A 24,714-nucleotide genomic window follows, 5' to 3' on the forward strand; every position below is an offset into this window, starting at 1 on the left:
AGGCTCACCCCACCTCTGGGCGGGTGAGCCACTTTTCCATACTGAAATTCACCAGTACTTGCCCGTGTCTTGGGTGTTCGTTCCGGCAAAGCTCAGTGAATCCCCTGCTCAGAAAAAACGGCCGGGCGAAATACGACGCTTCTACGGTGAGACGCTGCACGCCGTCACGCCACGCCTGCTGTTCAAGCACCCGGTAAAGACTGCCCGCCACACCAGAGCGCGCCGCTGCGGGCGCGGTAAACAAACAGTCGATTTCAGCTTCGCCGTGTCCACGGGGCAGTAAATTGATAAAACCGACAATCCCTGAGTCGCCGCGGGCAACCCATACCTTTGATGGCGCCAGCCGCGACTGCCAGGTGGCCTCGTCCCGAAGCGCAGGTGACCAGGCGTTACGCTCGGCTTCGCTGTAATACTCAGATGCTCCCTGCACCGCCTCGTGAAACAGCCGGGCAACCGACGCCACATCCGTGCCCCTCAGGCTATCGATATGAAAAGGCAAAGACAGTGTCATGGCAAATCCGGGCAGTACCTGTCCTGACTTTTGTTGGAAATAGCGCCCTTTATCACTGAACCCCTTGGCTGCAAAAAGCCGGTGAGAGAACAATGAGGCATCGGTAGTAAGCGCGCCAACACCAAAACAGGGCGCCTGACGGACGAGTGCGTCTATCAATTTACCGCCAATCCCCCTGCCCTGATGTGCCGGCGCGACATAAAGATGACCTATGTATCCCTTATCGGGATGACAAAGCTCACAATCAATAAATCCCAGTACCTCATCGTTATCCCGTGCCACCAGCACCAGACTGCGGCGAAGCCTTGAGCGCCAATAGCGTTTATCCCGGATGCCGGCACTCCAGGCCTCGCATTGTGCCTGGGTGTAGCCTTTGCCAGCAGCCGCACTCACCGCCTGATGGAAGACAGTGGCAATTTGCGGGAAGTGGCTGGACTTGAGGGGGACTATCTGCATTTGGTTGTTACCGACCCGAGCTTATTGATTATGGGTTGAGTGTCTTTGATAGCAGGTGATGGCACATTTTCGCTGAGGCGTTGCTATCCCTCAGGCATCATCCAGCAGCGGTCGCAGCATGGCTTCCAGTCCGTTGAGTTTCACTTCATAGATAAGCGCCAACTCTTCACCCAGGCGCCCCTGTGGAAACCCATTGGCCTTAAACCACACCAGGTAGGGCTCTGGTAATTCCAGCAGTCGTCTTCCGGCATATTTACCAAAAGGCATTTTGCGATTTATAGCCACTTTCAATGACTTGGTATCCATATCTTCTCCGTCACGACGTCCGATGGAGGCAAAGAGTACTTCAGTGCGGTCAGTTTAACCCATCCACAGAAAGAACATTTAGGAATATATTTAATATTTTTAATAACCAAAACCAATAAATGATTGAAAGAAGTAGACTAATCAAGGGAACCTCAGCCGAATCTACTAAGGCAACCGAACAAAAAGACACAGTTAACAGCTTGTTTGTTAACAATATTATCTGTTTGTTATCGCCAGAGCGATGACGCGACGCCTTTTTGACGAATGACGGACAAATGTCAAAGTCATGGCGCGGCGCCAAAAATAAAAAAGTGTCAAAAATCAGGTAATTGACCATATGCACCCCAGACACTAGATTGAGTTTACCGTAGGTTGTGCGTATGCACAGACCTCACTGTAAATCACAGGCCCAATGGCAAACACAGGGGTAAAAAGATGATTATTTTGGTCGGCGGGGAAAAAGGTGGCAGTGGCAAAAGCTGCCTGGCACAAAACATAGCCGTATTTCTTACCAAGGAATGTGGTGGCTCAGTGATCATGGTTGACTGTGATCCCCAGCGAACCACATCAGACTGGATCCAGGCCCGCAACAATAATCCCAAGCTTCCCGCAATCAATTGCGTTCAGCTGTATGGCAAAATTCGAAACGATTTGCTGAGCCTTGAACAGCATTACGATTATGTGATTGTGGACTGTGGCGGTCAGGATAACCTCGCGCTGCGAGCCACCATGTCGGTTGCGTCTCACATTCTGATGCCATTGCGTCCAAAGCGCCGCGACCTCAAAACCGTGAGCCACATGGATGACGTGGTCGCTACCTGTATGATGATAAACCCCAAGATGAAGGCATCTTTTGTCATCACTCAGTGTCCGACGCTGCCCAATCAGTCCAACCGGATTTTGGAAGCCAAGGAAGTGTGTCGCACCTACGACATCAATGTGCTCGACGCCATCACTTACTCCCGCAACATCTATGACGACAGTGAAGAGTCTGGCTTGTCTGTGATTGAAATCGATCACGAAGGCAAAGCCGCCGACGAAATTCGCGCCATCGCCTGTGAAATGCTGGGCGCCGCCAATGCCCAGGAAGTGCGGAATCAGTTGCAGCAGACTCAAATCAGTAAAATGAGAGGTCAATATGGGACTGGCAGATCTCAAGAAAAACTCTACGCCGTGTGATAACCGGCTGCAGCTGGCCACCTCCATTGAAGATTTTATCGACGGGGCCAATCTGTATGCCATGGGGCTGCCACAACAGCGGGGCGCAGTAATATCGCTGGAAAACCATCGCCTGCGCCATGGCGCGGTAAAGCCACAGGCCAAAAAGCGCAGACCCAATTTCAGAAAAGCAACCTTTACCTTGAGCGAGCCTGCTATCGCCCATCTGGCCGAGATGGCCAGTGACTGCGACATAGCCAAATCAAAGCTGGTGCGCTTTTTAATCGAGTACCATTACCAGTTAACGACCGAGGAGCGCCAACACATAGAACGCGCCCTTTGCGTGGACTGAAGATTCAACATCAACCTCCCGCCCCTTTTGCTGGCAGCACACAAGGTTTTTAACAATGAGCTGCCAGATTTTTTTATCCATTAAACAAGCAATCTGGTATTTGCCCTGAACTGACTCTGCATTGGGATTGATCTCACCAAGCGAGTTGGCCATTGCATGACAGCGCCCCACATGACAGCAACACCAGTTAGTGCGTTATAGCGCGCAAAAGGCCCACCCAAAAACTGTCGTAAATGCACGTATGTCAGGGCTGGACACGAGACCAAACCCCGCGTTCCCTTGATTTACTTGTCGCCAACCCCCATTGAGAGAGAAAGGAAATCAATCGGAAGCGAGATGGCGGCACTCATCATTGTGAGTTTACTGGGGATGCTCGGCATATATTGGATAGCCTCGGGTCCTTCTCGCCGCCATCGGCGGCATAAAGCCCTTGCCAGCGGGGTATTTCCAGCGAGCTGGCGCGCGATTCTCAAAAAGCGTGTTGCCCATTACCCCTTGCTGCCGGATCACCTGCAACAGGAGCTCAGGCGAAAGATCCTGATTTTTCTCGGCGAGAAGCAGTTTATCGGCTGCAATGGGTTTCAAATCACCGACGAAGTCAGGCTAACCATTGCCGCCCAGGCCTGCTTGTTGCTGCTCAACCGTGACACTGACTTCTACCCGGGCCTTCGGCAAATTCTGGTGTATCCCAACGCCTTCTACGTTAACCGCAATGAGCAGGATGCAGCCGGGGTTGTCTGGGAGCGGCATGCGCTCCTTTCAGGTGAGTCCTGGAGCCAGGGACAGGTGCTGCTGTCATGGCACGACATCATTGAGGACTGCGAGCATCCCTTTGACGGCTTCAACGTCATCATCCATGAGTTTGCCCACCAGCTTGATCAGGAAGATGGCCGGGCCGATGGCGCGCCGCCCCTGCCCAGCAGCGAACGTTACCAAAGCTGGTCCACTATCATGCAGCAGGAATACGACCAGCTCTGTCATGCTGCAGACGCCGGGCAACCAAGCCTGTTCGATTATTACGGCGCCACAGCGCCCGCCGAGTTCTTTGCCGTCGTCAGCGAAACCTTTTTTACCCGCCCCGACCCCTTTGCAGCCCAACACCGGCAGCTCTATGAAGAGTTTGCACGTTTTTATCGGTTGGATCCGGCGCAGTGGCGGTGATATGGTGGCAAAAACACCATAAAAACGAGACCAATCAATGATAAAGAAAGCATTGTTTCTGGCAGCCCTGCTTGTTGGCAGCCAGAGTACGGCGGGAGAGCTTGAGCAACAGCAGGCCACCAATGTACTCGACGCTCTGCATCAGCACGCGGCAAGCGCCAATTGGGATGCCTATTTTGCACTTTACACTCAGGACGCTGTGTTTCTTGGTACTGATGCCGGCGAGCGCTGGGGAATGGACGAGTTTCGCCGGTACGCGAGTCCCACCAAAGGCTGGACTTACGAACCACGTCGCCGTGCCCTGATAGAGCACGGCGACACCATTATGTTTGATGAGCTGTTATTTAACGAAAAATACGGGCTCACCCGAGGCAGTGGCGCCCTGGTGAAAACCGCAGAGGGCTGGCGGGTGTTGCAGTATCACCTGAGTTTTGCGGTGCCCAACGAGGTATCCAAAGACATCGCCCGGCAAATCATGGCCTTCGAGGCCAAATCAAAGACTCACTGACGCACGGCCACCGAGAAACACACATTGGCGAGTTGGGTAAAGTGGGTAAAACTGCCAAACTCATCATCGCCAAAGTGGCGTCCCGATAAGCCCCTGTCGGCATAAAACAGCCCTATCACCTTGCCATCCATTTCAAGCGGTGCCAATAAGAAGCCGCTCTTGGCCAAGCGCTTACGCAAGGGTTCATCCAGGCTAAGTCGCCAGCGTGGCGAATCTGGAGAATCCACATTCAGGGGCTGTTTCAAATCAATCACATGGCGAAACAGATGATCGGGCTCGGTAATATCGATTACAAAGTCGCGCTTGATGTTGTCGGCATTGTCTCCAAGCACTATGCGGGGCTGCAGCATCTTGCGACTGGGCGATAACAGCAGCACGGCGCAGCTATCCACACCCACACCGTTTAGTATTCCCTCCAGTGTGGTTTGCATTACCTGATTAATATCGGCTTTGGCCACCGCAAAGCCTGTGAGTTCGCGGAGCTTTTTAAGCTGAATATTCACATCGCCTTCGCGCCAGCGTCCTTCATTGAGACTTTCCGGGGTTTCCAACAAACGATTGGGGCTTGGCAAGAACTCCACCAAGACCTTGGCGCCATAGGCGTCGGCCAGCTTGTGGGTCGCCTTGGCACATTGAATGGCCCGCGCCTTAAAATCATCGGGTTTCAAGCCCATCATTTCGGCGCCCTGACGCACCCGCTTTTCAAGCTCGGCATGGTCGGGGTAGGTTTCTGCCAGCTCCTGCACCAGCTTGTTGGCAACAAAGATGGCGCGGATTTCGGGCATGCGCTCGTCGGGATTGTTGAGCGACTTGATGAGCACTTCCCCAAGCCCCCAGTTACGCGCCAAACCTTGGGTCAACTGGCCAAAACTGGTGCCCAGATGTTCTCGAACCTGGGTGAGTACGGCGGCAGGATCCTCAACGCCGTCAAGGGCTCTGTCCAGCTCGTTGGCAAGAGGTCCCCCCATGCTCCAGAAGGCGCTTTCGCCAAGGTGATACAAAAGCGCTGCGATAAAGGCTTCTTCCTGCATTTCTTCATCATGTGCGCCCAGCATCATCCTGGCCAACATGGCGGCCTGAAATGAACGCGCCATCAGTTTCAGCAGCCTTTGATATACGCCGGGGGTGAGATTTTTGTTTTCCAGCAGGCTGGAGAGCAATTTGGCAGTAATACAGATATTACGAATGGTATCGAAACCCAGCACTACGGCGGCCCGGCTCACTGTCGTGACCTGGCTGATGCCCTTATTGTAGGTAGCGCTGTTTGCCACGCGCAGGATCCGGGATGTGAGGGCATTGTCGTGCATCACACTACGGCCTAGTATCGCCATGGAGGAGACATCATCCTTTGCCAACTTTTCAAGGGTTTTTACCGTTGAGCACAGGGCAGGCATTTCCTGCTCACTGATCCTCTTGGTCCAATAATCCACACCCTTGGGTTCACCAACGTTGTTTTTCAATGGAGTTTCACACGTAAAGAGAATGTTTTCCGATTATAGACAGGGATTTGCCGGTAAGGCGACTGCCTGACGTCAACTTTTAACTGTCAGGGCAAATTTACGGCGCCCAAAGGCTAAAATCAAAAAAAAGCGGCCCAAGGAAGGCCGCAAAACACAAGCAACGTGGTTGAAAACAACAGCATGGGAAGTCTCACCCAGAGGGAGAGAAAAGCCCCGCACGGCACGTAGGAAACCGTGCAGGGTAAAAGGGAGCAACGACTATCAGTGGAACTGTTCTTCCTCGGTGGAACCGGTCAGTGCGGTCACTGAAGAGGCGCCGCCCTGGATGATGTTGGTCATCTTGTCGAAGTAGCCTGTGCCCACTTCCTGTTGGTGCGCCACAAAGGTATATCCCTTGCTGGCGGCAGCGAACTCGGCTTCCTGAACCTTCTCAACATAGTGCTTCATGCCTTCGCCACGGGCGTAGTCGTACGCCAGGTCGAACATGTTGAACCACATGTTGTGGATACCGGCCAGAGTGATGAACTGATACTTGTAGCCCATGTCAGACAGCGCCTGCTGGAACTTGGCGATAGTGGCATCGTCAAGGTTCTTCTTCCAGTTGAACGAAGGCGAGCAGTTATAGGCCAGCAGCTGGTCTGGGTACTGGGCATGGATGGCCTCTGCGAAACGGCGGGCTTCTTCCAAATCCGGCTTGGCGGTTTCACACCAGATGAGGTCGGCATAAGGAGCATAAGCCAGACCGCGGGCGATGGCCTGATCCAGACCGGCACGGACACGGTAGAAACCTTCACTGGTGCGCTCACCTGTGATGAAGTCGCTGTCGTATGGGTCGCAATCCGAGGTCAGCAAATCGGCAGCGTTGGCGTCGGTACGGGCAATCACCAGCGTCTCAACACCGGACACGTCAGCCGCCAGACGGGCCGCAACCAGTTTTTGTACCGCTTCCTGCGTTGGCACCAACACCTTACCGCCCATGTGACCGCATTTTTTCACCGACGCCAGCTGGTCTTCAAAGTGCACACCGGCGGCACCGGCATCAATCATGGACTTCATCAATTCGTACGCATTGAGTACACCACCAAAACCGGCTTCTGCATCGGCAACGATTGGCAGGAAGTAATCGACAAACTTGTCATCTTCCGGGCCAACACCGTTGCTCCATTGGATCTGATCTGCGCGGCGGAAAGAGTTATTGATACGACCAACCACAGCAGGCACAGAGTTGGCTGGGTACAGCGACTGGTCTGGGTACATGGTACCGGCCAGGTTGGCATCGGCGGCAACCTGCCAGCCCGACAAGTAGATAGCTTCAATACCGGCCTTGGCCTGTTGTACGGCCTGACCACCGGTCAGGGCACCGAGGGAGTTCACATAGCCTTTCTTGGCACCACCGTTGACCAGCTCCCACAGTTTGGCGGCTCCGCGCTGGGCAACTGTATTCTCTGGTACGAAGGAGCCGCGCAGTGAAACCACTTCTTCGGCAGTGTAGGGACGGCGCACCCCTTTCCAGCGTGGGTTTTCGGCCCAGTCCTTTTTCAGTGCGTCAATTTGTTCCTGGCGGCTGATGTACTTGCTCATGGTGACTCTCCTTTGGGGTGTTAGGGTCTGCCCGCCACGCGTGTGGCGGGTAAGATGTTCTTATATTCAGGTAGTTATCAGTGTTCTTGTTTGGTCAGCAGCTCATAGCCTGGCAGCGTGAGGAAGTCGACCAGCTCGTCGGCGGTGGTGATTTCCTCCAGCAGCACAGCAGCCTGAGTAAACTTGCCATGGGTAAAGCGCTCGCTGCCCACTTCTTCTTTGACGTTGGCAAGCTCCTCCACCAGCATTTCCTTCAGCAAGGCCTTGGTTACCAGCTTACCGTTGGACAGGTGCTTTTGATGGTGGATCCATTGCCAGATAGAGGCGCGGGAAATTTCCGCCGTCGCCGCATCTTCCATAAGCCCGTAAATGGGGACACAACCATTGCCACTGATCCAGGCTTCGATGTATTGCAGCGCAATGCGGATATTGAGTCGCATGCCATGCTCGGTGCGCTCACCTTCGCAGGGCGCCAGCAGCTCACTGGCCAAAATCGGTGCATCCACGTCACGGGTAATGTGCAGCTGATTGCAATGGTCATCGCCGATGAACTGGTTAAACACTGCCATGGCCGTTTTAGCCAGACCGGGATGGGCCACCCAGGTGCCGTCATGGCCGTTACGGGCTTCCAGTTCCTTGTCTTTGCATACCCGCTCAAGTACCAAACGATTGGCCTCGGCATCTTTGGCAGGAATGAAAGCCGCCATCCCGCCCATGGCCAGAGCGCCCCGCTTGTGACAGGTTTTGATAAGCAGACGCGAATAGGCGCTGAGGAAAGGTTTATCCATGGTGACCTGCTGTCTGTCGGGCAGCACGCGATCACTGTGGTGCTTTAACGTTTTGATGTAGCTGAAGATGTAGTCCCAGCGACCACAGTTGAGCGCGACAATATTTGAGCGCAGTTCATAGAGGATTTCGTCCATCTCAAACACGGCCGGCAGGGTTTCAATCAGACAGGTACACTTGATGGTGCCTGGCTCGAGACAGAAACGCTCTTCAGTAAAGGCAAATACCTTGGCCCACCAGCGCGCTTCAAGATGGCTCTCAAGCTTGGGAATGTAAAAGTACGGCCCACTGCCTTTACTCAGTAACTGGCGGTAGTTGTGGTAAAAGTAGAAGCAGAAATCAAACAGGGCTCCGGGAATCGATTGTCCGTTAAATTCCACATGCTTTTCTTTCAGGTGCAAACCGCGCACCCTGGCAATCAACACCGCTGGGTTATCGTTCAAACGGTATTCTTTACCCGTGTCGGGCGCTGTGTATTCAATGGTTCCACGCACCGCATCGCGCAGATTGATTTGCCCCTGAACCACCTTTTCCCAGCTGGGTGCCAACGAATCTTCAAAGTCCGCCATAAAGACTTTCACATCTGCATTCAGGGCGTTGATGATCATTTTGCGGTCCACGGGACCTGTGATCTCCACCCGGCGGTCTTGCAAATCGGTTGGTATCCCCCGAATTGTCCACTTGCCATCGCGAATGGCACGGGTCTCCGGCAGGAAATCAGGCAGTTCACCTTTATCGATGCGTACCTGACGACCTTTACGCTTCTCCAGCAAGACATCCACGTCGCCGGCAAACCTGGTACACAAGGACTCGAGCAGCGACATCGCGCCCTCGGTAAAAACCTCTTCCTGGCCTTGAATATGATGACCTGCCAGCTTGAGCCCGGTCAGAGTCTGTGGCTGCTCCATAATTTGCTCTGTCATGGTGATATCCCCGATTGTCGGTTTCTTCCCGGCTTGCGGATTTGTTCTGTGCGTATTCTTACGTCATTACAAGCCAGCAAAAACCGTCAAATGTTCGTTTCGAACCAAAAATTAGCGACAAACATTTGTAATTGCAACAGTCAAAAAGTCGCATAACCGATGAAATAGCGAGCAAAACCACAGAGCGAAATTGGTAAGACCAAAAACAAAAAACCACCACATAGCTATGTTTTTATTGTCATTTTTACAAACAAAGATATCATAAACGTTAGTGAGTGAGAAATTTGTCTTACCAAAATACCACGCCCCACAACATGTAGTTAATTAGGTAATTAAATTTCATTGTGTATATCTTTATTTACTGCAAAATAGCCGTTTGACTTTGGTCGTAACCATATAAAATGTTTCGAACTGCCCTCTGCGTAAACAAAAATAAATCAATATTTACAAACACTTAAATCAAAACCCACCCAACAGTAATTCAAACACACGTTTTAATGTTACGTTTACGTAAACGCAATCTCACTGGCTGATAACGCATCCTGATTTCAGACTTGCGTCACCCGATCAACAAGCTGGCAACAATTGGTTTAGTCATGAAAAAATTCAAAATTTTTAAATTTTTTTGCAAAAAACAAGCTGATTAGTGCCATAAAGGCCCTTGGTTTGCTCCTGTGAACCAGAATTGAGCCCAGGAGCGGGTAAAAGCAAGATGACAGGGAAGAATGAATGGCGTGATATAGGAACAACTGCTTAAAGCAAAGAAAAATGGCGCTTTAAACTCAGTGCAGCGCCTTTCTCAGGCTTTCTCAAGTTAAATGGACGCCCAACTGGAGGATAAGCAAAGACAAATCCAACTCCGCCGAAGCCTGAGCCTGAAAAGTCAATGTCCCACTGCCCCCATGTACGGCCACCGGGCATTTAGACGCCAGTCCAGTCTAATTTGAGTCGCAACGGCCTTTATTCGTGCTTGCAGTCTTAACTTGAGCAACTCAGCAGCATCGAGTAGCTCAAAGCAGATAAGCACAGTGCTGAGTCAGCGGGGAAAAGGTGGGGATGTCAGAACGAAAGCGGTGTGGTCGCAAACCCTAATAGACACCTCTGCCAGCTCGCATAGCAATGGCGTCAGGGGCAAGCCCAGTGCATGTCTGTGACAGTCAGCTTACAGGGTCTGTTGAGCCGGAGTCTTTCATTATCGACGGATTAAGGTGTCGGTATACGGCTTTGAGGATAAGTAAAATGCTGGATATTAAGCCTCGCCGGTAAGCAGACGCCTTTGACGAGAGTAAACCTTGGTACGTCGTTTCCTGGGAGCCATCGTCAGGGGGTGGCGACCTTGTCAGGCGACTCCAGGTTGACCTTGGTTTGGGCAGGAGAGCCAGTAAACGCAGCACTCACCGCTGAAGAGGTATCGTCGGCATTTACATCTGACACCATTGCTGTTTGCGAGGGCATTTGGGGACTGGTTTGTGATGCCGTTTTTTCGTGAGTGGCAGAGTGTGCCTGGGTGTTGTCGCCCTCAAGCTCAGCAAAGCCATAGCTGACGACGCGGTTGCGCCCCAGGTGCTTGGCCCGGTACAGGGCCAAATCGGCCCTTTTAATCATGGGGTCGAGACTTAAATCACCATTCTGCCACTCTGTAACCCCGAAGCTGGCCGTCAGTTTAAAGCTATGTCCTGAATAATGGGTGTTTACCCCGGCAATGGCCTCCCGGCAACGGTCAGCCACTTGTGCCGCCTGAGCACCGGATAGCCCGGGCAATACCACCATAAATTCCTCTCCGCCAAAACGGCAAAGAATATGGTCGTCGGCCAACTGAGGCCGAATCACTTCCACGACCTTTTTGAGCGTCCAGTCACCTGTGGCATGGCCGAACTCGTCATTGATCCGCTTAAAGTTATCCAAATCCAGCAAGACAACAGCAGTGAGCTCGCCTCTCGCCATGCAGCCAATCAGGGCATTTTCGCCTTTCTCCTGCCCCGTGGCGCGATTATAGGTTCCGGTCAGCCCGTCTCGCTGAGCAAGGCGCATGTATTTGTTACGCTGAGACAAACCGGTTGCCAGAAACACAGATAGAAACAAGGTGATCCCGGCAAGCACGGTAGAAATCATCAATGAGCCGGAATGCTCCCTAGATATGGTTTCCTGCCTGACCAGATAGCTGTCTCTTTCACTGTTCAGCAAGGCAATTTCCCGTTGCTGCTCTGCAAAATTAAACTTGGCAGCCTGGTAGGCCATTTCCCGGGCCTTGATTTCGTTCAGTAATTGATTGGCATATTCGTTTTCACGTTTTTGCGCTTCATAGGCAGTCACAAAATCGTTGTCACGGGCTTTCAATGTTGCCATCACATACCAGGCGTCTTTCAGCGCCTTATTGTCGGCAGCTTTACTGTCGATGACTTCAACGGCTGCCGCCTCTGCCTTTTCCCAATCACCAATATCGAGATAGGCCTTTGCCAATGCGCTTTGGGTACTGGCAATCTCAAGCTGGAAACCAAGGATGCGGTACTCCGCCAGGGCCTGCTGCATCAAGGCGATAGCATCGTCAATCAGGTTTGACTCATGGCTGATAAGCCCACGGGACTTGATGGTCATTACATTGATGAGGCGCCAGCCATGCTCCTGACAATAATCTCCGGTACGCTGGAATGCCTCCGAGGCACGGGCCAGCTCGCCCGACTCCTGGATATAAGCGGCGATATAGAGATTGGCGTAACAGATATCCTTGGTATTGGCATCATCAGCCAGCTGCAGCGCCCTCTGGGCATAAAGCCCGACCTCTTCATAAAAACCAAGCTGATAGAAGAGACTCGCCGCCCGGATATAGGCATTGCGCTGTACATCCTTGTCTGAAACTGTCTTTACCAGTTCAAGCCCAAGCTTTAAATAACGCAGGGACGATTCATAATCACCGAGCAGCTGATAACCTGTGGCAAGGTAGCCATAAACCAGATGCAAATGTCTGGATGAGAACAGTTGTGACTCCGCCACCTTGAGGTCATTCACCCCGGCTTGATAAGCCCCCTCATACAAATGTTCCCTGCCCAAGATCATTTTCAGCTGACCGAATTCTTCGGCGTCGAGCGCCTTTTCGGCGGTCTTTAAGGTATCAATGAGCTCACTTTTTCTCTCGGAAGGACCGTGCTGCATGTTAATAAGCTCATTCAGCATTGCTCGATAGTCACCATCTGCCATGGCGAACCAGGGCAGCAGTAACCAAAGCGCAAACACCATTGCAGCACGGTAACAGGTCATTTAGGCATCATTCCCGTTATAAATCACAACCAGGGACTGGTATTGCTCTTCGCCGCCAAACGCCTTGAGTTTGGCTTTATCACCACTCATGATGGCCTGAATTTCATCTTCACTCAGGCCATGCTGGCGCATCACGCCTTCGGGGTCCTTCTTGTATGCCTCCAGCAGGGCAGCATCTTCCCCAAGCTGCTTTAAAAAATCTGTCAGTTTTGACACCTGGTTCTCCTTATTTTCCGCTGTTGTTGTTTTGTCGCAAAAGCACTTGCCAACTCAGGCAAGATCCTCCGGGCTCAGCCCAAGTCGGGCCAACACCTCAAGATTGTATTCAAGCCGCCTGGCAGGCGGCACCAACAGGGTTGTTGCAGGGCTCATTGGTGCGCCGGGTAACGCTTTGAGCATGACTCTGTGAACACTGGGCGCATGCACCGGCAAAAATGCTGCCTCATACAGCACAACTTCATGCTCTGGCGGATACCACTGCATCAGATGCTCCACCAAGACCTGCAATCGGTCTGAGCTGGTATGAAACTTGGTCAGCGTGTGTTCACCGGCGAGGGCGATTTGCCAAAGCAACAAATGACAACATGGGTTGGGCACATGTTGGTAAAACAAAAACTGGCTGGCTTCCATACTCTGGTGGCCACTTTGTCCGGGGTCAATCCCGAGGTCGGCCCACAGGCAATCTTCCGCCGAAATACCAGGCTCCATCCAGGCATCAAATCCTTCACTGCGGGCACGACGGATGGCCATATGAGGGACACAGGCAAACACCCCTGGGTGGCCATAAAATGCCCCCACTACTCTTTTACCGGCGCGCACCGCGGCCAGCATGGCATTCGTCATTTGCTCGTAGGTTAAGCGCCTGCTTTTTACCTCATCCCCCTGAGCATAAAATTGCTGCAGATTGACGATGTTGGGATTGAGTTCTGCGAGATACTGTTGAGCAAAACCATCCGGCAGCAGGCTGAATACCAGTTCAGCATGGATGATGTGACTCTTGGCCCGGACGCTGATCTGCCCAGCCAACCCAATCCCTGTGCCCACACAGACCAAACTACCCAAGACCCACTCCGAGTTCCTGCTCAAAAGTCACATTTTTATAACTTTCCATGCGCATTGCAATACGCAGCGCACTCTTTTTCGCGGTAAATCCTTGAGCTAACTCTATTGATATTCAATTCTTTTTTAAGAACACGCTTAACTAGCCCATTTAATTCAGAGCTTATCAATCCTAAGTATGAGTGATAACAAGATAGAAACCAGCGAACCTTCTGACGCAACCATGGTCAAATTCCGGCAAATGATGGGTTTTCGGCAGCCGCCCTTGTCAGTTTGACCCAGCCTTGGGTATGATGGCCCGCAGTTTTTAAGGAATAAGCACTCACGATGTTGAATAAGAAGCAAAGTCTTACCCTGCTGGGGGCCGCAGCCCTCTCACTGTCTCTCTCTGGCTGCAGTGTTTTTGATTGGCTGGTGTATAAGCCCGATATTCCACAGGGCAACTACATGGAGCCGCAGCAGGTTGAAAAACTCAGAATCGAGATGACCAAGGAGCAGGCCGAGTATGTGCTGGGCCGTCCCGTGCTAAGAGACAGCTTCGCCGACGACACCTGGTACTATGTGTACCACTTCAAAAGCGGTCGTGATGCCAGCATCATCCACAAAGAATTAGTGCTGTATTTCAGAAATAATCAGCTGGTTAAAGTAACAGGTGATTATGAGCTTTCCAGCGAATTTAATACGCCATTGGAACAGAGCAAACTGCCAACCGTGAATGCGGCCGAAACAGTGCCCTTGGTACCTGAGCAACGCGGCGACGAAAAGCCCTTGGTGGAAGAAGGCAAAGAAAACGATCCCAGAGCGATTCGCAAATTCTGATTCGAAGTGATTCCCCCAATAACAAAGCGCCTGCAGGCGCTTTGTTATTGGGGGAATCGTTCAATGCCATGGTGGCAGCTGCCTGCTCCGGCCATCCTGTTACTTATGTCAGTAATGGGAGTGACTCAACAATACACTTTCAGGATTGGATTTTACCACCCGTCACCTTACTGGCACGCCCCTCATCTTTGGCCTTTTCCGCTCGCTGCCGTCTCACATCTTTGGGATCGGCAATCAAGGGGCGGTATATCTCAACGCGGTTTCCAGGTTGCAATTCATCATCATGTTTAACCAAGCGGCTGAAGCTGCCAAGCTTTACCGAGTCCAGGTCTATCTCTGGGAAAAAACTACAGATATTGCTTTGACGGACAGCCTCAATAAAGGTGGTTCCCGGAGACACCATCACATGGATAACTTTTTGCTTATGGGGTAAGGCATAGACCACATCCACCCCGAATTTTTCTGTTTCACTGGCCATAAATCACCTTGGCCCTGTTGGTAAAGGCCGTCACCATAGAAGAAGCCAATTCTTTGAATACTTTACCAAAAGCAAAGTCAGCAAGGCCGCTGGAAAATTCAAAGTCCAACTCAAAATCCACCTTGCATGCATCTTCGGCAAGCTCGGTGAAGCGCCACTCGCCAATCAGATGCCGAAACGGGCCGTTCTCCAGCTTCAGGGATATTTGCTTTGCCGGGATCACCTGATTGCGGGTGGTAAAGGTTTTGGCGATACCCGCCTTAGCCACATCCACCGAGGCCACCATGGTTTGTCCATCAAATGAAATCACCTTGCCGCCGACGCAGCCCGGCAAAAACTCCTTGTAAGACTCAACATCATTGACCAGATCGTACATCTGCCGGGCACTGAATCTGACCAGTGCACTTCGGGTAACCTTAGGCATTCGTGTGTATTCAAACTCTTGAAATTAGATAGCCGCAGATTGTAACACGGCTTGCCTTAAACGCAGCAACCGCCAAAACGAACAAAAACTCACCAATAAAAACATTCGCTTGGCAAAACATGTAAATATTCACCAGTGGTCAATTCCAAATTGCAGGCCCCACGCTATAATAGCCGGCCTATGGTAAAGAAAAACGCAAAAAAAGCCGCTCAGCCGGCTACCATCGCCCGCAATAAGCGTGCGACATTCGAATACAAGTTCGATGAAAAATTCGAGGCAGGCCTGTCCCTGATGGGATGGGAAGTGAAGTCTATCCGCGCCGGAAAAATCAACATCTCAGACAGTTACGTGATGCTGAAAAACGGTGAAGCCTACTTGCACCACTGCCATATCACCCCACTGCACGCCGCCTCCACGCACGTGGTCTGCGACCCTACACGCCCGCGCAAGCTGCTGCTTAACCGGCGCGAGCTGGATCGCCTGGCCGGTTTGGTTGAACGCCAGGGCTACGCCATCGTGCCTATCTCCATGTACTGGCGGAAAGGCGCCTGGGTCAAGGTGGAAATTGGTCTGGGTAAGGGCAAGAAAGCCCACGACAAGCGTGATGATATCAAGCAGCGCGACTGGGCCATTGAAAAAGCACGGGTGATGAAAAACAAATAAGCTGCCTGTTTTCGAACGTAAAACAGACAGTTGATTGTCACTGCCAAATTAAGCCTTGGTGTTCAGGGCCCCATGGGAGTACAATCAAATCATCTTGGGGGCGATTCTGGATTCGACGGGATTCGCGAAACTCCGGGAGCATGCCGAGGGGCGGTTGGCCTCGTAAAAAGCCGCAAAGTTATAGTTGCAAACGACGATAACTACGCTCTGGCTGCTTAATTAGCACCAGCCATCTACCACAGGTCTCGCACATGGGCAGTGGATATGATGGTCACCTTACATCGTGCTAGCGAGGGAACCTTGTCTGGGGGTGAACCGCGAAACAGTTCCAGGCTCACCGTTAGAAATCCTGTCTTTCGGAGTTCGAGCGGTTAAATAAAAGAGAGACTAAGCATGTAGCGCCTTGAGCGTAGGTTTTTCGGACGCGGGTTCAAGTCCCGCCGCCTCCACCAAACCTCTGAAAAAAGACGTCCCAGGACGTCTTTTTTCTTGCCTGAAATATATATAAATCAATAACTTAGTGTCTCACAAAATCTCAAGACATCTCACCACATCTTAGGCAATTGGTATACCAGTTGGTATTCCAGAGCAAAGTGTCGTACATTTCTGGAATACCAAACTCGGTGCGAGGTGTTTATGGGCCAGTTAAATGACGCTAAAATCAAAAACTTAAAGCCAGGCGAGAAAGACCAAGTCATATCAGACGGTGAAGGTCTGCAGCTCAGATTGCGTGTGAACGGCACAAAACAGTGGAATTTCAACTACTACCATCCGGTCACAAAAAAGCGCGTTAACATCGGCTTAGGTCGTTACCCGGCCGTGTCGTTGGCCCAAGCCCGCAAACTCGCAATGGAGCAGCGTGAGCTGCTTGCCATGGACATAGATCCCAAATCTCACCGAGAAGCCAAGCTTGAAGAGCGCAAGCAGCAATCCGAGTACATATTGGAAAAGATTGCAGCCGAATGGCTCGAAGTGAAAAAGCACGACGTGACAGCGGACTATGCCACCGACATTTGGCGCTCGTTGGAGCGCTACGTCTTCCCATCCATAGGCAACTCACCTCTTGCAGACATCACAGCGCCCAAAGTCATCGCCCTCTTTCGCCCACTCGAGGCCAAAGGTAACCTGGAAACCGTCAAGCGTCTTAATCAACGCCTGAATGAAATCATGACCTACGCCGTCAACTGCGGTTATGTGCATTCCAACCCGCTCTCAGGGATCCGGGCTGCGTTCAAAAAACCGAAAAAGCAGAACATGGCCACGATCGACCCCAGTGAGCTGCCTGACTTCATTAAAACCGTGGCACAGGCCTCGATTAAAATCACTACACGCGCATTAATCGAGTGGCAACTGCACACCATGACACGCCCTTCAGAGGCAGCAACGGCCAGATGGGAAGAGTTGGATCTGGAAAAGAAGGTGTGGACTATTCCTGCAGAGAAGATGAAACGGCGACGCGAGCACACTATCCCTCTTACACCACAAATGCTGGGTATTCTGGAAGCCATGAGGCCAATCAGTGGCCACAGGGAATACATCTTTCCGTCAGACAAAGATCCCAAGTCCCATAGCCATACACAAACGGCCAACATGGCCATCAAGCGCATGGGCTTTAAAGACAAACTGGTCAGCCACGGGCTCCGGGCACTGGCCAGTACCACCCTCAACGCCCAAGGATTTGAGCCAGACCTTATCGAAGCCGCCCTCGCCCACGTTGATGCCAACCAGGTTCGCGCAGCCTACAACCGCACCGACTACCTAGAGCGCCGCCGCTCCATGATGGAATGGTGGAGCAAGCGCATTGAAGAAGCTTCACAGGGAAGTTTGTCGGTTTCGTTTCGTCGAGTTGGTTGAGTTTTTCGCTGCATCGTAGATTATAGAGATACCAAGGCCTCACTCCGTGCCTTGGTATCTCTACTAAAATATTGTTTCTAAGTTGACAGATTACTTAAATTTCAAGCTACAAAAAGACAACTTTGCATTCAATATACAGTGAAGGCTGTGTAATCAATAAAATCCCTTAAGATCTTGGCGCAACTACTATTGCGCCAAATGATCATATTGCACTACTTTTGTTTTCTCTTAGCTATCAACGAAATTAGACCGCAGTCATTTGGCTTATCAAACGAAGAACTGCCTCCAATATAATCGACTACTAGTTTTCCAATTCTAGCAACTGTATCTGGGTCAGTTGAGATAAATCCCAATGGCATGGTTACAGGTAAAGATTTTGGTTGAGTAAAATGATAAATAACCGCTACCAATTCATCTTCTAGATGGAGAATCTCGACATTACCATCCAAGAAGCCTTCAACCAGCCCTTTAATATCACCATTAAACTGGCCGATTTCTGTCTCCCATTGCCTAGCTGCACGGTAATTCCCTTCATCGGATATTGGTAAATACAGGGTCGGCTTATAAAGGCTTTTGAGTTTTGTACTCGACTTGTTGCCAAAATCACTTAAGCAAGAAGTGAAACCTTCACTCTTTGCCCAGTATGGATCTGAAGGCGCAATCCAACGAAATCGAGTACCGCCAGTATCTACTTTTGCCTTGATTCGTTTTGCAAGGATCGATGCCAGTGTCTTCTGGAATTTATCCCAGTTGCTTGTCGAATAAATAGGACCTAACAAGGTTACTCTTGCTGATTTGTTATGCTCTTCCAACATCCTCAAATCCTTAACAAAGTTAGGATTGACAAGGTTTGTCTTGCTATCAAATACCTTCAAGGTGTCTTCATCACCGAGTGTGACCATTGCCTTAAAAAGGCTCATCATATTATCAGGTCTTGATAAACGAGATAACTCTATAGTCACCAACTCATGAACATACTCAGAGCTATTTAGCTCGTCAAAGTCTTCACGTTCGACAGCTTTGCCATCGTTGTCCATCTGAAATTTTGATTTCAAACGCAACGGTAGCTGGCGCAGCTTATTGACCGAGTTCACAGTATATACAGAAGGACGTTGATTGCCCGCCAGCGTCAATAGGTTAGGTAGATAGTCTTTATCAAGAATCTGGTTAAACTGATGCTGAAAGTGCTTCTCCACCAGCTTTTCGCTTTGAGATACCGTACTATCGTCAATTTTCAGAAATATACCTGCTTTCCACTTATCCTGAATATTCTGATTACTAAAACAGCTGAACGTCGCTAAATCAAATGATAACGAGGCGCCACTATCCTGTATGGTAGAAAGCAATGGGATTTCACCGACATCAGAAAAGTAACCTTTTGATTTTTCAGTCAAAGCAAGTCTGCCTTCCAGCGACAGTTCCAACTCTCCGCGCTGAACAAGATCAGAGATAGCTTCTTCAGTCTCAAGCCGACTCAGTCCAAAATAGGTTGCCACATGTGACTTACTCATTGGAGCAACATGTATAAGCCTCAGCACAAACTCTCTTATAAAAGGCAACCCTTTTTGCGAAATATATGAGAACTGAATATTAAACCTTTGAGCTGGAAGTAAAAAGTCAACCTCATGATAAGTAAAAGCATTTTCCAGACTCATTTCAGTTACCTCCCTGCTTAACTGCAATAAACTTGTACCCAGCTTGCTGACCACCTTCATTCATATAGCGTATAACGGAACCTAACGGAAGTTCCTTGTTAACACCCTTCCATAGGTCCGCATTACCAACTATTAGCAGACGGTCCATGGCTCGAGACATGGCAACGTTAATTCGATTTGGTGCTCGCAGGAAGCCTGGAGAATGTCGCTTATCAGACCGTGTCAATGACAAGATAATTATTCTGTTTTCCTTTCCTTGGTAACTATCAACTGTGTCAATTTTGACAAGATCCTTAAAGCCATCACTCCAAATTTCTTGATTGAATTTTTGACGTATTAGCCTTTTTTGTTCGGCATACATGCAAATTACACCGATTGCAGCTTCATCCTTATGTATTAGCTTTAAGAGTTCAGCGACGAGCTCAGTATTCTCCGATACCTGTTTGAGCACATTAATAATTTGATCAGCTTCGCAGCGGTTGTAGATACTCATCCCGCGGTCTTCTGAATGATGCGACCGCTGCCCCAAGCTAGATGTGTCAAGCCAGGTCACGACACTGCGAATGGCTTGTGGCGCATTCTTATAGACATCTGGTACAACTCGCGCCCCATTTCGCAGTTTTCCGTCATAAAAGGTCTTGGATACCAAATCACCAATTGGCGGAGCCATACGGTACTGCGTCAGCAACGCTGCGCTGGCCTGTCTACCATAAACAGAGTTAAACGCACGAGCAAAATCACTTTGTAATACTTCATCAATCTCTGTTCTAGAATTGTTTATGCCTAATTTCCTTGCCAACGCAGCTTTATGTGCATCGGAATATAACGGAGGAAGCTGCAGATGATCTCCCACCAACAGAATGCGTCTAGCAGACTGCATCGCGATGGCTAATTCACTCGCAATTGAACGCGCAGCTTCATCAATGATAACCCAGTCATAAATGTTGTCCTGTATACCAATGTGCCCCTGCCCAATACCAACACATGTGCCAACCACCAGCTGTCTGGAGCGTGCATAAAACTCATCAATGTTAACTCGCTCTCCCGACAAGGCATCCTGCATATCCCTTGATATTTTTGCTATCGCTTTGACACGACGAGCCTCATCAGGCCTTACCCCATAATCGGTACATAGCTTGGAAATCAGTAAGTCTTTGGCATCAGAGACCTTAGCTTCAGAATCTAAGCTAATGCCATACACTGAACTCAGTTTGGAGCGGATAGAAGAGTCGAGTTCTATTGCAACATCCTTCAACTTTTTTCTGTCCGTCTCATCAACCAAGTCATTGACTTGATATAGTAATGACTCTAGATGGTCAATTTGCTTAAAAAGCTTGAGCTCTGCTAACACAACACTTGAGATAAACTCTGGTTCCAGACCAATCGCATCGCTCAAGGCTTCAACTCGGTACTTACTTTCAGCATTGAACAGTTCACGCTTCTCCGTTGTAATCGCATTTGAGTAAACGTCTTTCAGCCCTGGCGATACAGCGCCTTCGCGGTTACTAAATCTAACAACTTCCAAAGGTGTATTCAGGCGAGCACAATGCTTTCTGATCCGCTCTGCCGCAGTATTCACGGCTTCATGTGACTGGCTAACAAGCAAAATTCGTTTGGTGTTCTGCTTTTCTACCAAATAGTGCACAAATGCGGCAATAAACTCTGTTTTACCAGTCCCTGGCGGTCCTTGTAATAAAGAGAGTGGGCCATTATTGACCAGTTTGGCAAAAGCGTCCCGTTGCTGCTCATTCAAACTAATCCTATTTCCGTGTTGGTCCTCTCGGTCATACCTCGAGAAATCTGCATCGCTTAAGGTGATACCGTAATTTTGTGCAGTCGTTTCGCAAGAGGGATCGAAAAGATCTATCAAATCAGGCATTACACCTTCACGGTCGAGCAGTCGCTCCAAAGCTCTTTTGCGCTTCTGGTACGATGCCCGATCCTGCTTGGTACGAAAGAACACAATATCTGACTCAGACAACGCGTAAGCTGCTTGGCGGGTTTTAACCAGACGGATCTCATTTAGAGCAGATTTCTTGAGTGATACTTCGCCAATGACTCGCTCTGCCCCTTCTTGATCAACGACTAATGCTTGGACTTCATCGCTACTGCTGAATCCACCGAGAGGGTCTACATCCGCTGAGTAGGGGACCAACAATTCGCCTTTAGCGTCTGTAACGGGAACAATTTCGCCACTCACTTCAATATTGGGATACGATTCTGTTTCAGTATCCAAAATTGATCGCCAGAGTTTCGTTGTCGGAATTTCTAGCCTTTTTGCCGAAAAAGGTTCCAAAGCTTGTTGGTCTAGCCTTGCGAAAGCTTCCTTTAGCTGAGTCGTCATGTCATCTTGTTGCTGCTCTTCTGGTTGTTCTTGCTCGTATTCAGGTTCTAACTTTTCTACCTGTACAGTAGCCAGTTCAATCGCACGAGCAAACGACTCTTGCTCATTCAGCAGCTTGGTTAAAGCAGACATATCTTGAGGCCGACCGGGAATGATCTTTATTCCCGTATCAATTTCAAACTGGCTTTCATCAATATCCTGTTTTCGAATCGATGTACGTGGCCATGGCTTTAACCCAACTTGCAGCACTCTCTGCTTTTTACAGTAAAATGCGGAAAAACTACCACCGATCCCCGAAAAGGTCACTTTGACTTCATTTGGATTCTTCTTACTTGGCTCAACTTTGACGTAAAGGTGTCCATTATCAGGTAAGAGAGTGATAGCTTCATCGGCAAGGCTTACTGTAATCTCTATTATTGATTGCTCTGATGAACCTATGCCACTAGAGATCGCCTTCTTAAAGCGACCCAATCCCCTGAAACCAAATTGAAAGTCCTCCAATTCAGCCCTAATTGCCGTCGCCAAAGCTGGATAAGTTTCTGACTCGTGCCCCCATTCCAGGCCTAACAACTCACAAGACATCTTCATCACGGCATAATTATCACGCTCAAAAGAAGTGCATCCATCAATATATTCGGGGCTGTAAAGGTGATTTTTTTTATCCTCGCCTGACAGTGAGAAATCTGGAATATCGACCAAGTAAAGCGAGCGGTTTTCAGTCTCAAGCATCACATTACCTGGATGGATATCACCATGAGATATTCCAAGGCCGTGTAAATGCTCTACTGCCGCAACAAACTTACTAATTGTTTCAATTTTTTCATCATCAGCAATTTGCGCTTTATCCCAAGTTTCTCCTTGAATTTGATCTGTGACCAGGTACAGACTCGAGGACTTAGACGCAATACCATACTCACGGATTTGCGGCAGGTATGTCGGTTTGACTGAGGATAACTTGTCCAAAAGCTTGAGAAACTTTAGAACCAGGAAGTTTGTTGTCGGGTGTTCTCCCTGCCCACCAACATTCAACCATGCCTTTACAAGTCTTCCGTCAGATACGTAGACTTCCTTTTCGCCAGTTTCGACTAAAAAATCATCATCTTCGCGATACTGACGCGAGTGGTTGATGGGATGTCTATAGGGGTCAAGCTCTGCGTCATCAAACGTTGGAAAAGCGTCGCTTTCTGGTTCTGCTTGCTTCAACGCATCAAATAACTCTGTTGCAGACATGAATCTAGCAGCAACAGCATCCAGCAAAACTTCAGAGTACCATCTATCACTGTTTAGCATATCCTCCTGAACAGTTTCTAAGCTCTTGGGAGACATGCGCTTTGCACTCAGCAAGTGCCATGCAACAAGCCCCAAGGTATGAACATCCTGCTGAAAGGGCGTCAAATCGGTCTGGTCAAGCATGTCTAGTGCTTCAACAGCGCCAACAGAAAGACTTTTACGATAATCGCCAACGGTGCCGATAGGTTGGTGGTACGCCGAAATAAAGTTTGAAAGCGCGACTTCTTTTGAAGGAGAAAGCCAAAGACTGTGATCCGCAATATCTCTGTGAGCGATTTTCATCTCATGCAGATCACCAAACTTGGCAATCAAAAGCTTAGTGATGTTTAAGCGGTCCAAGTCAGAAAATGCATTACCATATTTTCCGATGAACTCGTTAAAGCGGACATGACCAGGTGGAAGTTCGTATACTTCACAGTATTCTGAGGTAACCGCATCTTTTTGGACGCTTGTCAGCGACCGCAAGCAGTGGTTGTAAAGGTCCCTGTTCTGGTGATTGATATAGTGCAATACTTCACGTTCCCGTGAAACAATCTCAACTCTTCCTTCTGGCGTATATCCTTTACTTCCAGGGACATTCTTGAAGTTCCAGACACGCAGTAATACTTCTGAGCCGGACGATATCTCAGACTTTGCAAGGTACTCCCGATAAACATTTTTTGGATGATCGAAAATCTTTTCCTTGGCTTCATAGCCATCTACTCTGAGCGCTTTGGGTGCAGTTTGAACACCTAAGAATAACGTATCGAAGATTGGGAAATCTTTATTCAAATTCTGTGCGTTAGGGTGTGGCCTGAATTGGTTATTAAAAATATTTCGATCAGCAAATTTAAGGAAATCGTTCAATGAGACAGTATGAAGGAGCTGATCCGCTGGCAACTGACTAAAATCGGCATTCCCAGTCATCACAACGAAGAAATGCACATGAGGAGGGTAACCTTTGTTTGTAAATTGATTAGCAAGACGCTTCAACTTTTTGTCGAGCATGAACTTTTTGCCACGGGTCACACTGACCGGCGAGCGTCCCATATTTTGCTCACCTTTGTACCAAGTATCACCTCGTTGCGTCACCGGCTGATGGTTCCAGTTTTTCAACTCAACGATGATGACATTGCAGTGGGTGACAATAACTAAATCGAATTCACCTTCTTTTTTCGCCTCAACAAAACGAAATCCTGCGTAACCCTTCCAAGGGAACATTCCATTGCTGCCATTTCCTTTGCGCGGGTCCTTTACAAACCCAAGGTTTTGCAGTTGATCGCCAAGTGAGCCCCCGGCACGTTCCTTTGCCAGCTGAGAATAATTGCCCGAAAATACACTTTTAATTTTTTCAATTGCCTGAACTTCGTGTTCTTGAAGACCGCCGTCCCAAATCTCTACTTCCAACGTAAATTCCTTTTAATATTAACCAGATCGCATAGCGTCAGGCCGTTGCAATGAGGGCCCCCGCGACTAAAACAAATAAAAAACGTCTCTTAACTGAAAGGCACCTGTCGTATGCAAAAAGACCGATTGGCACCTCAACAAGAAGTCATGAACAGCATTGCCATGGGTTTCGCTCTGGAGGCCTGCAGGTGAGAGCGACTCGGGTTGGTTGACTGGTTGCACCACATTCAAACCGAGTCGCTCTCACCTTCAAGCATGATGCATCAGATAACGTCGCACCTAATC

General features: G+C 49.6%; 19 protein-coding genes and 1 other RNA gene. 8 read left to right on the forward strand and 12 right to left on the reverse strand.

Annotation, left to right across the window (positions count from 1 at the left end):
• Positions 1-4: 4 nt before the first annotated feature.
• Positions 5-967: a GNAT family N-acetyltransferase gene (locus JQC75_RS12230; protein WP_203324358.1), complete on the reverse strand. Its 963-nt coding sequence runs from the start codon at positions 965-967 to the stop codon at positions 5-7.
• A gap of 90 nt (positions 968-1,057) precedes the next feature.
• The gene (locus tag JQC75_RS12235) at positions 1,058-1,273 is read right to left on the reverse strand and encodes a DUF3820 family protein (RefSeq protein WP_203324359.1); all 216 of its coding nucleotides are present in this window, start codon (positions 1,271-1,273) and stop codon (positions 1,058-1,060) included.
• A 435-nt stretch (positions 1,274-1,708) separates the two neighbouring features.
• Between JQC75_RS12235 and JQC75_RS12240 the strand changes: the two genes are divergently transcribed.
• The 4 genes from JQC75_RS12240 (at position 1,709) to JQC75_RS12255 (ending at position 4,452) form a co-directional block, all read left to right on the forward strand.
• Positions 1,709-2,452, forward strand: a complete 744-nt coding sequence (locus JQC75_RS12240) for an AAA family ATPase (protein ID WP_011760485.1) — start codon at positions 1,709-1,711, stop codon at positions 2,450-2,452.
• Entirely contained in the window at positions 2,412-2,783 is a 372-nt protein-coding gene (locus tag JQC75_RS12245; protein ID WP_203324360.1) for a CopG family transcriptional regulator, read from the forward strand. The genes JQC75_RS12240 and JQC75_RS12245 overlap by 41 nt, the downstream gene beginning before the upstream one ends.
• Before the next feature lie 336 nt (positions 2,784-3,119).
• Positions 3,120-3,944 (forward strand): M90 family metallopeptidase, encoded by an 825-nt coding sequence (locus JQC75_RS12250; RefSeq protein WP_203324361.1) that lies wholly within the window; start codon positions 3,120-3,122, stop codon positions 3,942-3,944.
• A 37-nt stretch (positions 3,945-3,981) separates the two neighbouring features.
• The gene (locus JQC75_RS12255; protein WP_203324362.1) at positions 3,982-4,452 is read left to right on the forward strand and encodes a nuclear transport factor 2 family protein; all 471 of its coding nucleotides are present in this window, start codon (positions 3,982-3,984) and stop codon (positions 4,450-4,452) included.
• On the opposite strand, the gene JQC75_RS12260 is transcribed toward JQC75_RS12255, so the two are convergent.
• The 6 genes from JQC75_RS12260 to JQC75_RS12285 form a co-directional block, all read right to left on the reverse strand.
• On the reverse strand, positions 4,446-5,912 hold the full coding sequence (locus tag JQC75_RS12260; protein ID WP_203324363.1) for an HDOD domain-containing protein: 1,467 nt from the start codon (positions 5,910-5,912) through the stop codon (positions 4,446-4,448). The genes JQC75_RS12255 and JQC75_RS12260 overlap by 7 nt on opposite strands.
• A 261-nt stretch (positions 5,913-6,173) precedes the next feature.
• Positions 6,174-7,493 (reverse strand): isocitrate lyase, encoded by a 1,320-nt coding sequence (gene aceA / locus JQC75_RS12265; RefSeq protein ID WP_203324364.1) that lies wholly within the window; start codon positions 7,491-7,493, stop codon positions 6,174-6,176.
• Between the two features lie 77 nt (positions 7,494-7,570).
• A complete protein-coding gene (gene aceB, locus JQC75_RS12270) occupies positions 7,571-9,202 on the reverse strand; it encodes a malate synthase A (RefSeq protein ID WP_203324365.1) in 1,632 nt (543 codons plus the stop codon).
• Between the two features lie 1,320 nt (positions 9,203-10,522).
• Positions 10,523-12,457, reverse strand: a complete 1,935-nt coding sequence (locus JQC75_RS12275) for a tetratricopeptide repeat-containing diguanylate cyclase (RefSeq protein WP_203324366.1) — start codon at positions 12,455-12,457, stop codon at positions 10,523-10,525.
• The gene (locus JQC75_RS12280) at positions 12,458-12,673 is read right to left on the reverse strand and encodes a hypothetical protein (protein WP_203324367.1); all 216 of its coding nucleotides are present in this window, start codon (positions 12,671-12,673) and stop codon (positions 12,458-12,460) included.
• Positions 12,674-12,727: 54 nt separating this feature from the next.
• The gene (locus JQC75_RS12285) at positions 12,728-13,519 is read right to left on the reverse strand and encodes an SAM-dependent methyltransferase (RefSeq protein ID WP_203324368.1); all 792 of its coding nucleotides are present in this window, start codon (positions 13,517-13,519) and stop codon (positions 12,728-12,730) included.
• Positions 13,520-13,843: 324 nt separating this feature from the next.
• On the opposite strand from JQC75_RS12285, the gene JQC75_RS12290 reads away from it, so the two are divergent.
• Positions 13,844-14,335 carry an outer membrane protein assembly factor BamE gene (locus JQC75_RS12290; protein WP_203324369.1) on the forward strand — a complete coding sequence of 164 codons (492 nt, stop codon included), beginning with the start codon at positions 13,844-13,846 and terminating at the stop codon, positions 14,333-14,335.
• A 139-nt stretch (positions 14,336-14,474) separates the two neighbouring features.
• Here JQC75_RS12290 and JQC75_RS12295 read toward each other — a convergent pair whose 3' ends face one another.
• Entirely contained in the window at positions 14,475-14,813 is a 339-nt protein-coding gene (locus tag JQC75_RS12295) for an RnfH family protein (protein WP_203324370.1), read from the reverse strand.
• A complete protein-coding gene (locus JQC75_RS12300) occupies positions 14,803-15,237 on the reverse strand; it encodes an SRPBCC family protein (protein ID WP_203324371.1) in 435 nt (144 codons plus the stop codon). Before JQC75_RS12300 ends, JQC75_RS12295 begins: the two co-directional genes overlap by 11 nt.
• 180 nt (positions 15,238-15,417) lie before the next feature.
• Between JQC75_RS12300 and smpB the strand changes: the two genes are divergently transcribed.
• The 3 genes from smpB to JQC75_RS12315 all read left to right on the forward strand — a co-directional run bounded on the left by smpB (position 15,418) and on the right by JQC75_RS12315 (position 17,754).
• Positions 15,418-15,900, forward strand: coding sequence for an SsrA-binding protein SmpB (smpB, locus tag JQC75_RS12305; RefSeq protein WP_203324372.1), 483 nt, complete (start codon positions 15,418-15,420; stop codon positions 15,898-15,900).
• A 96-nt stretch (positions 15,901-15,996) separates the two neighbouring features.
• Positions 15,997-16,352, forward strand: a transfer-messenger RNA (tmRNA) gene (ssrA, locus tag JQC75_RS12310).
• Positions 16,353-16,536: 184 nt separating this feature from the next.
• Positions 16,537-17,754 (forward strand): integrase domain-containing protein, encoded by a 1,218-nt coding sequence (locus JQC75_RS12315; RefSeq protein WP_203324373.1) that lies wholly within the window; start codon positions 16,537-16,539, stop codon positions 17,752-17,754.
• Positions 17,755-17,966: 212 nt separating this feature from the next.
• On the opposite strand, the gene JQC75_RS12320 is transcribed toward JQC75_RS12315, so the two are convergent.
• Complete coding sequence (locus tag JQC75_RS12320; RefSeq protein WP_203324374.1) at positions 17,967-19,409, reverse strand: hypothetical protein; 1,443 nt, start codon at positions 19,407-19,409, stop codon at positions 17,967-17,969.
• A gap of 1 nt (position 19,410) precedes the next feature.
• Positions 19,411-24,429 carry an AAA domain-containing protein gene (locus JQC75_RS12325; RefSeq protein WP_203324375.1) on the reverse strand — a complete coding sequence of 1,673 codons (5,019 nt, stop codon included), beginning with the start codon at positions 24,427-24,429 and terminating at the stop codon, positions 19,411-19,413.
• Positions 24,430-24,714 lie beyond the last annotated feature (285 nt).

This window comes from Shewanella litorisediminis, assembly GCF_016834455.1.
Classification (GTDB): Bacteria; Pseudomonadota; Gammaproteobacteria; order Enterobacterales; family Shewanellaceae; genus Shewanella; species Shewanella litorisediminis.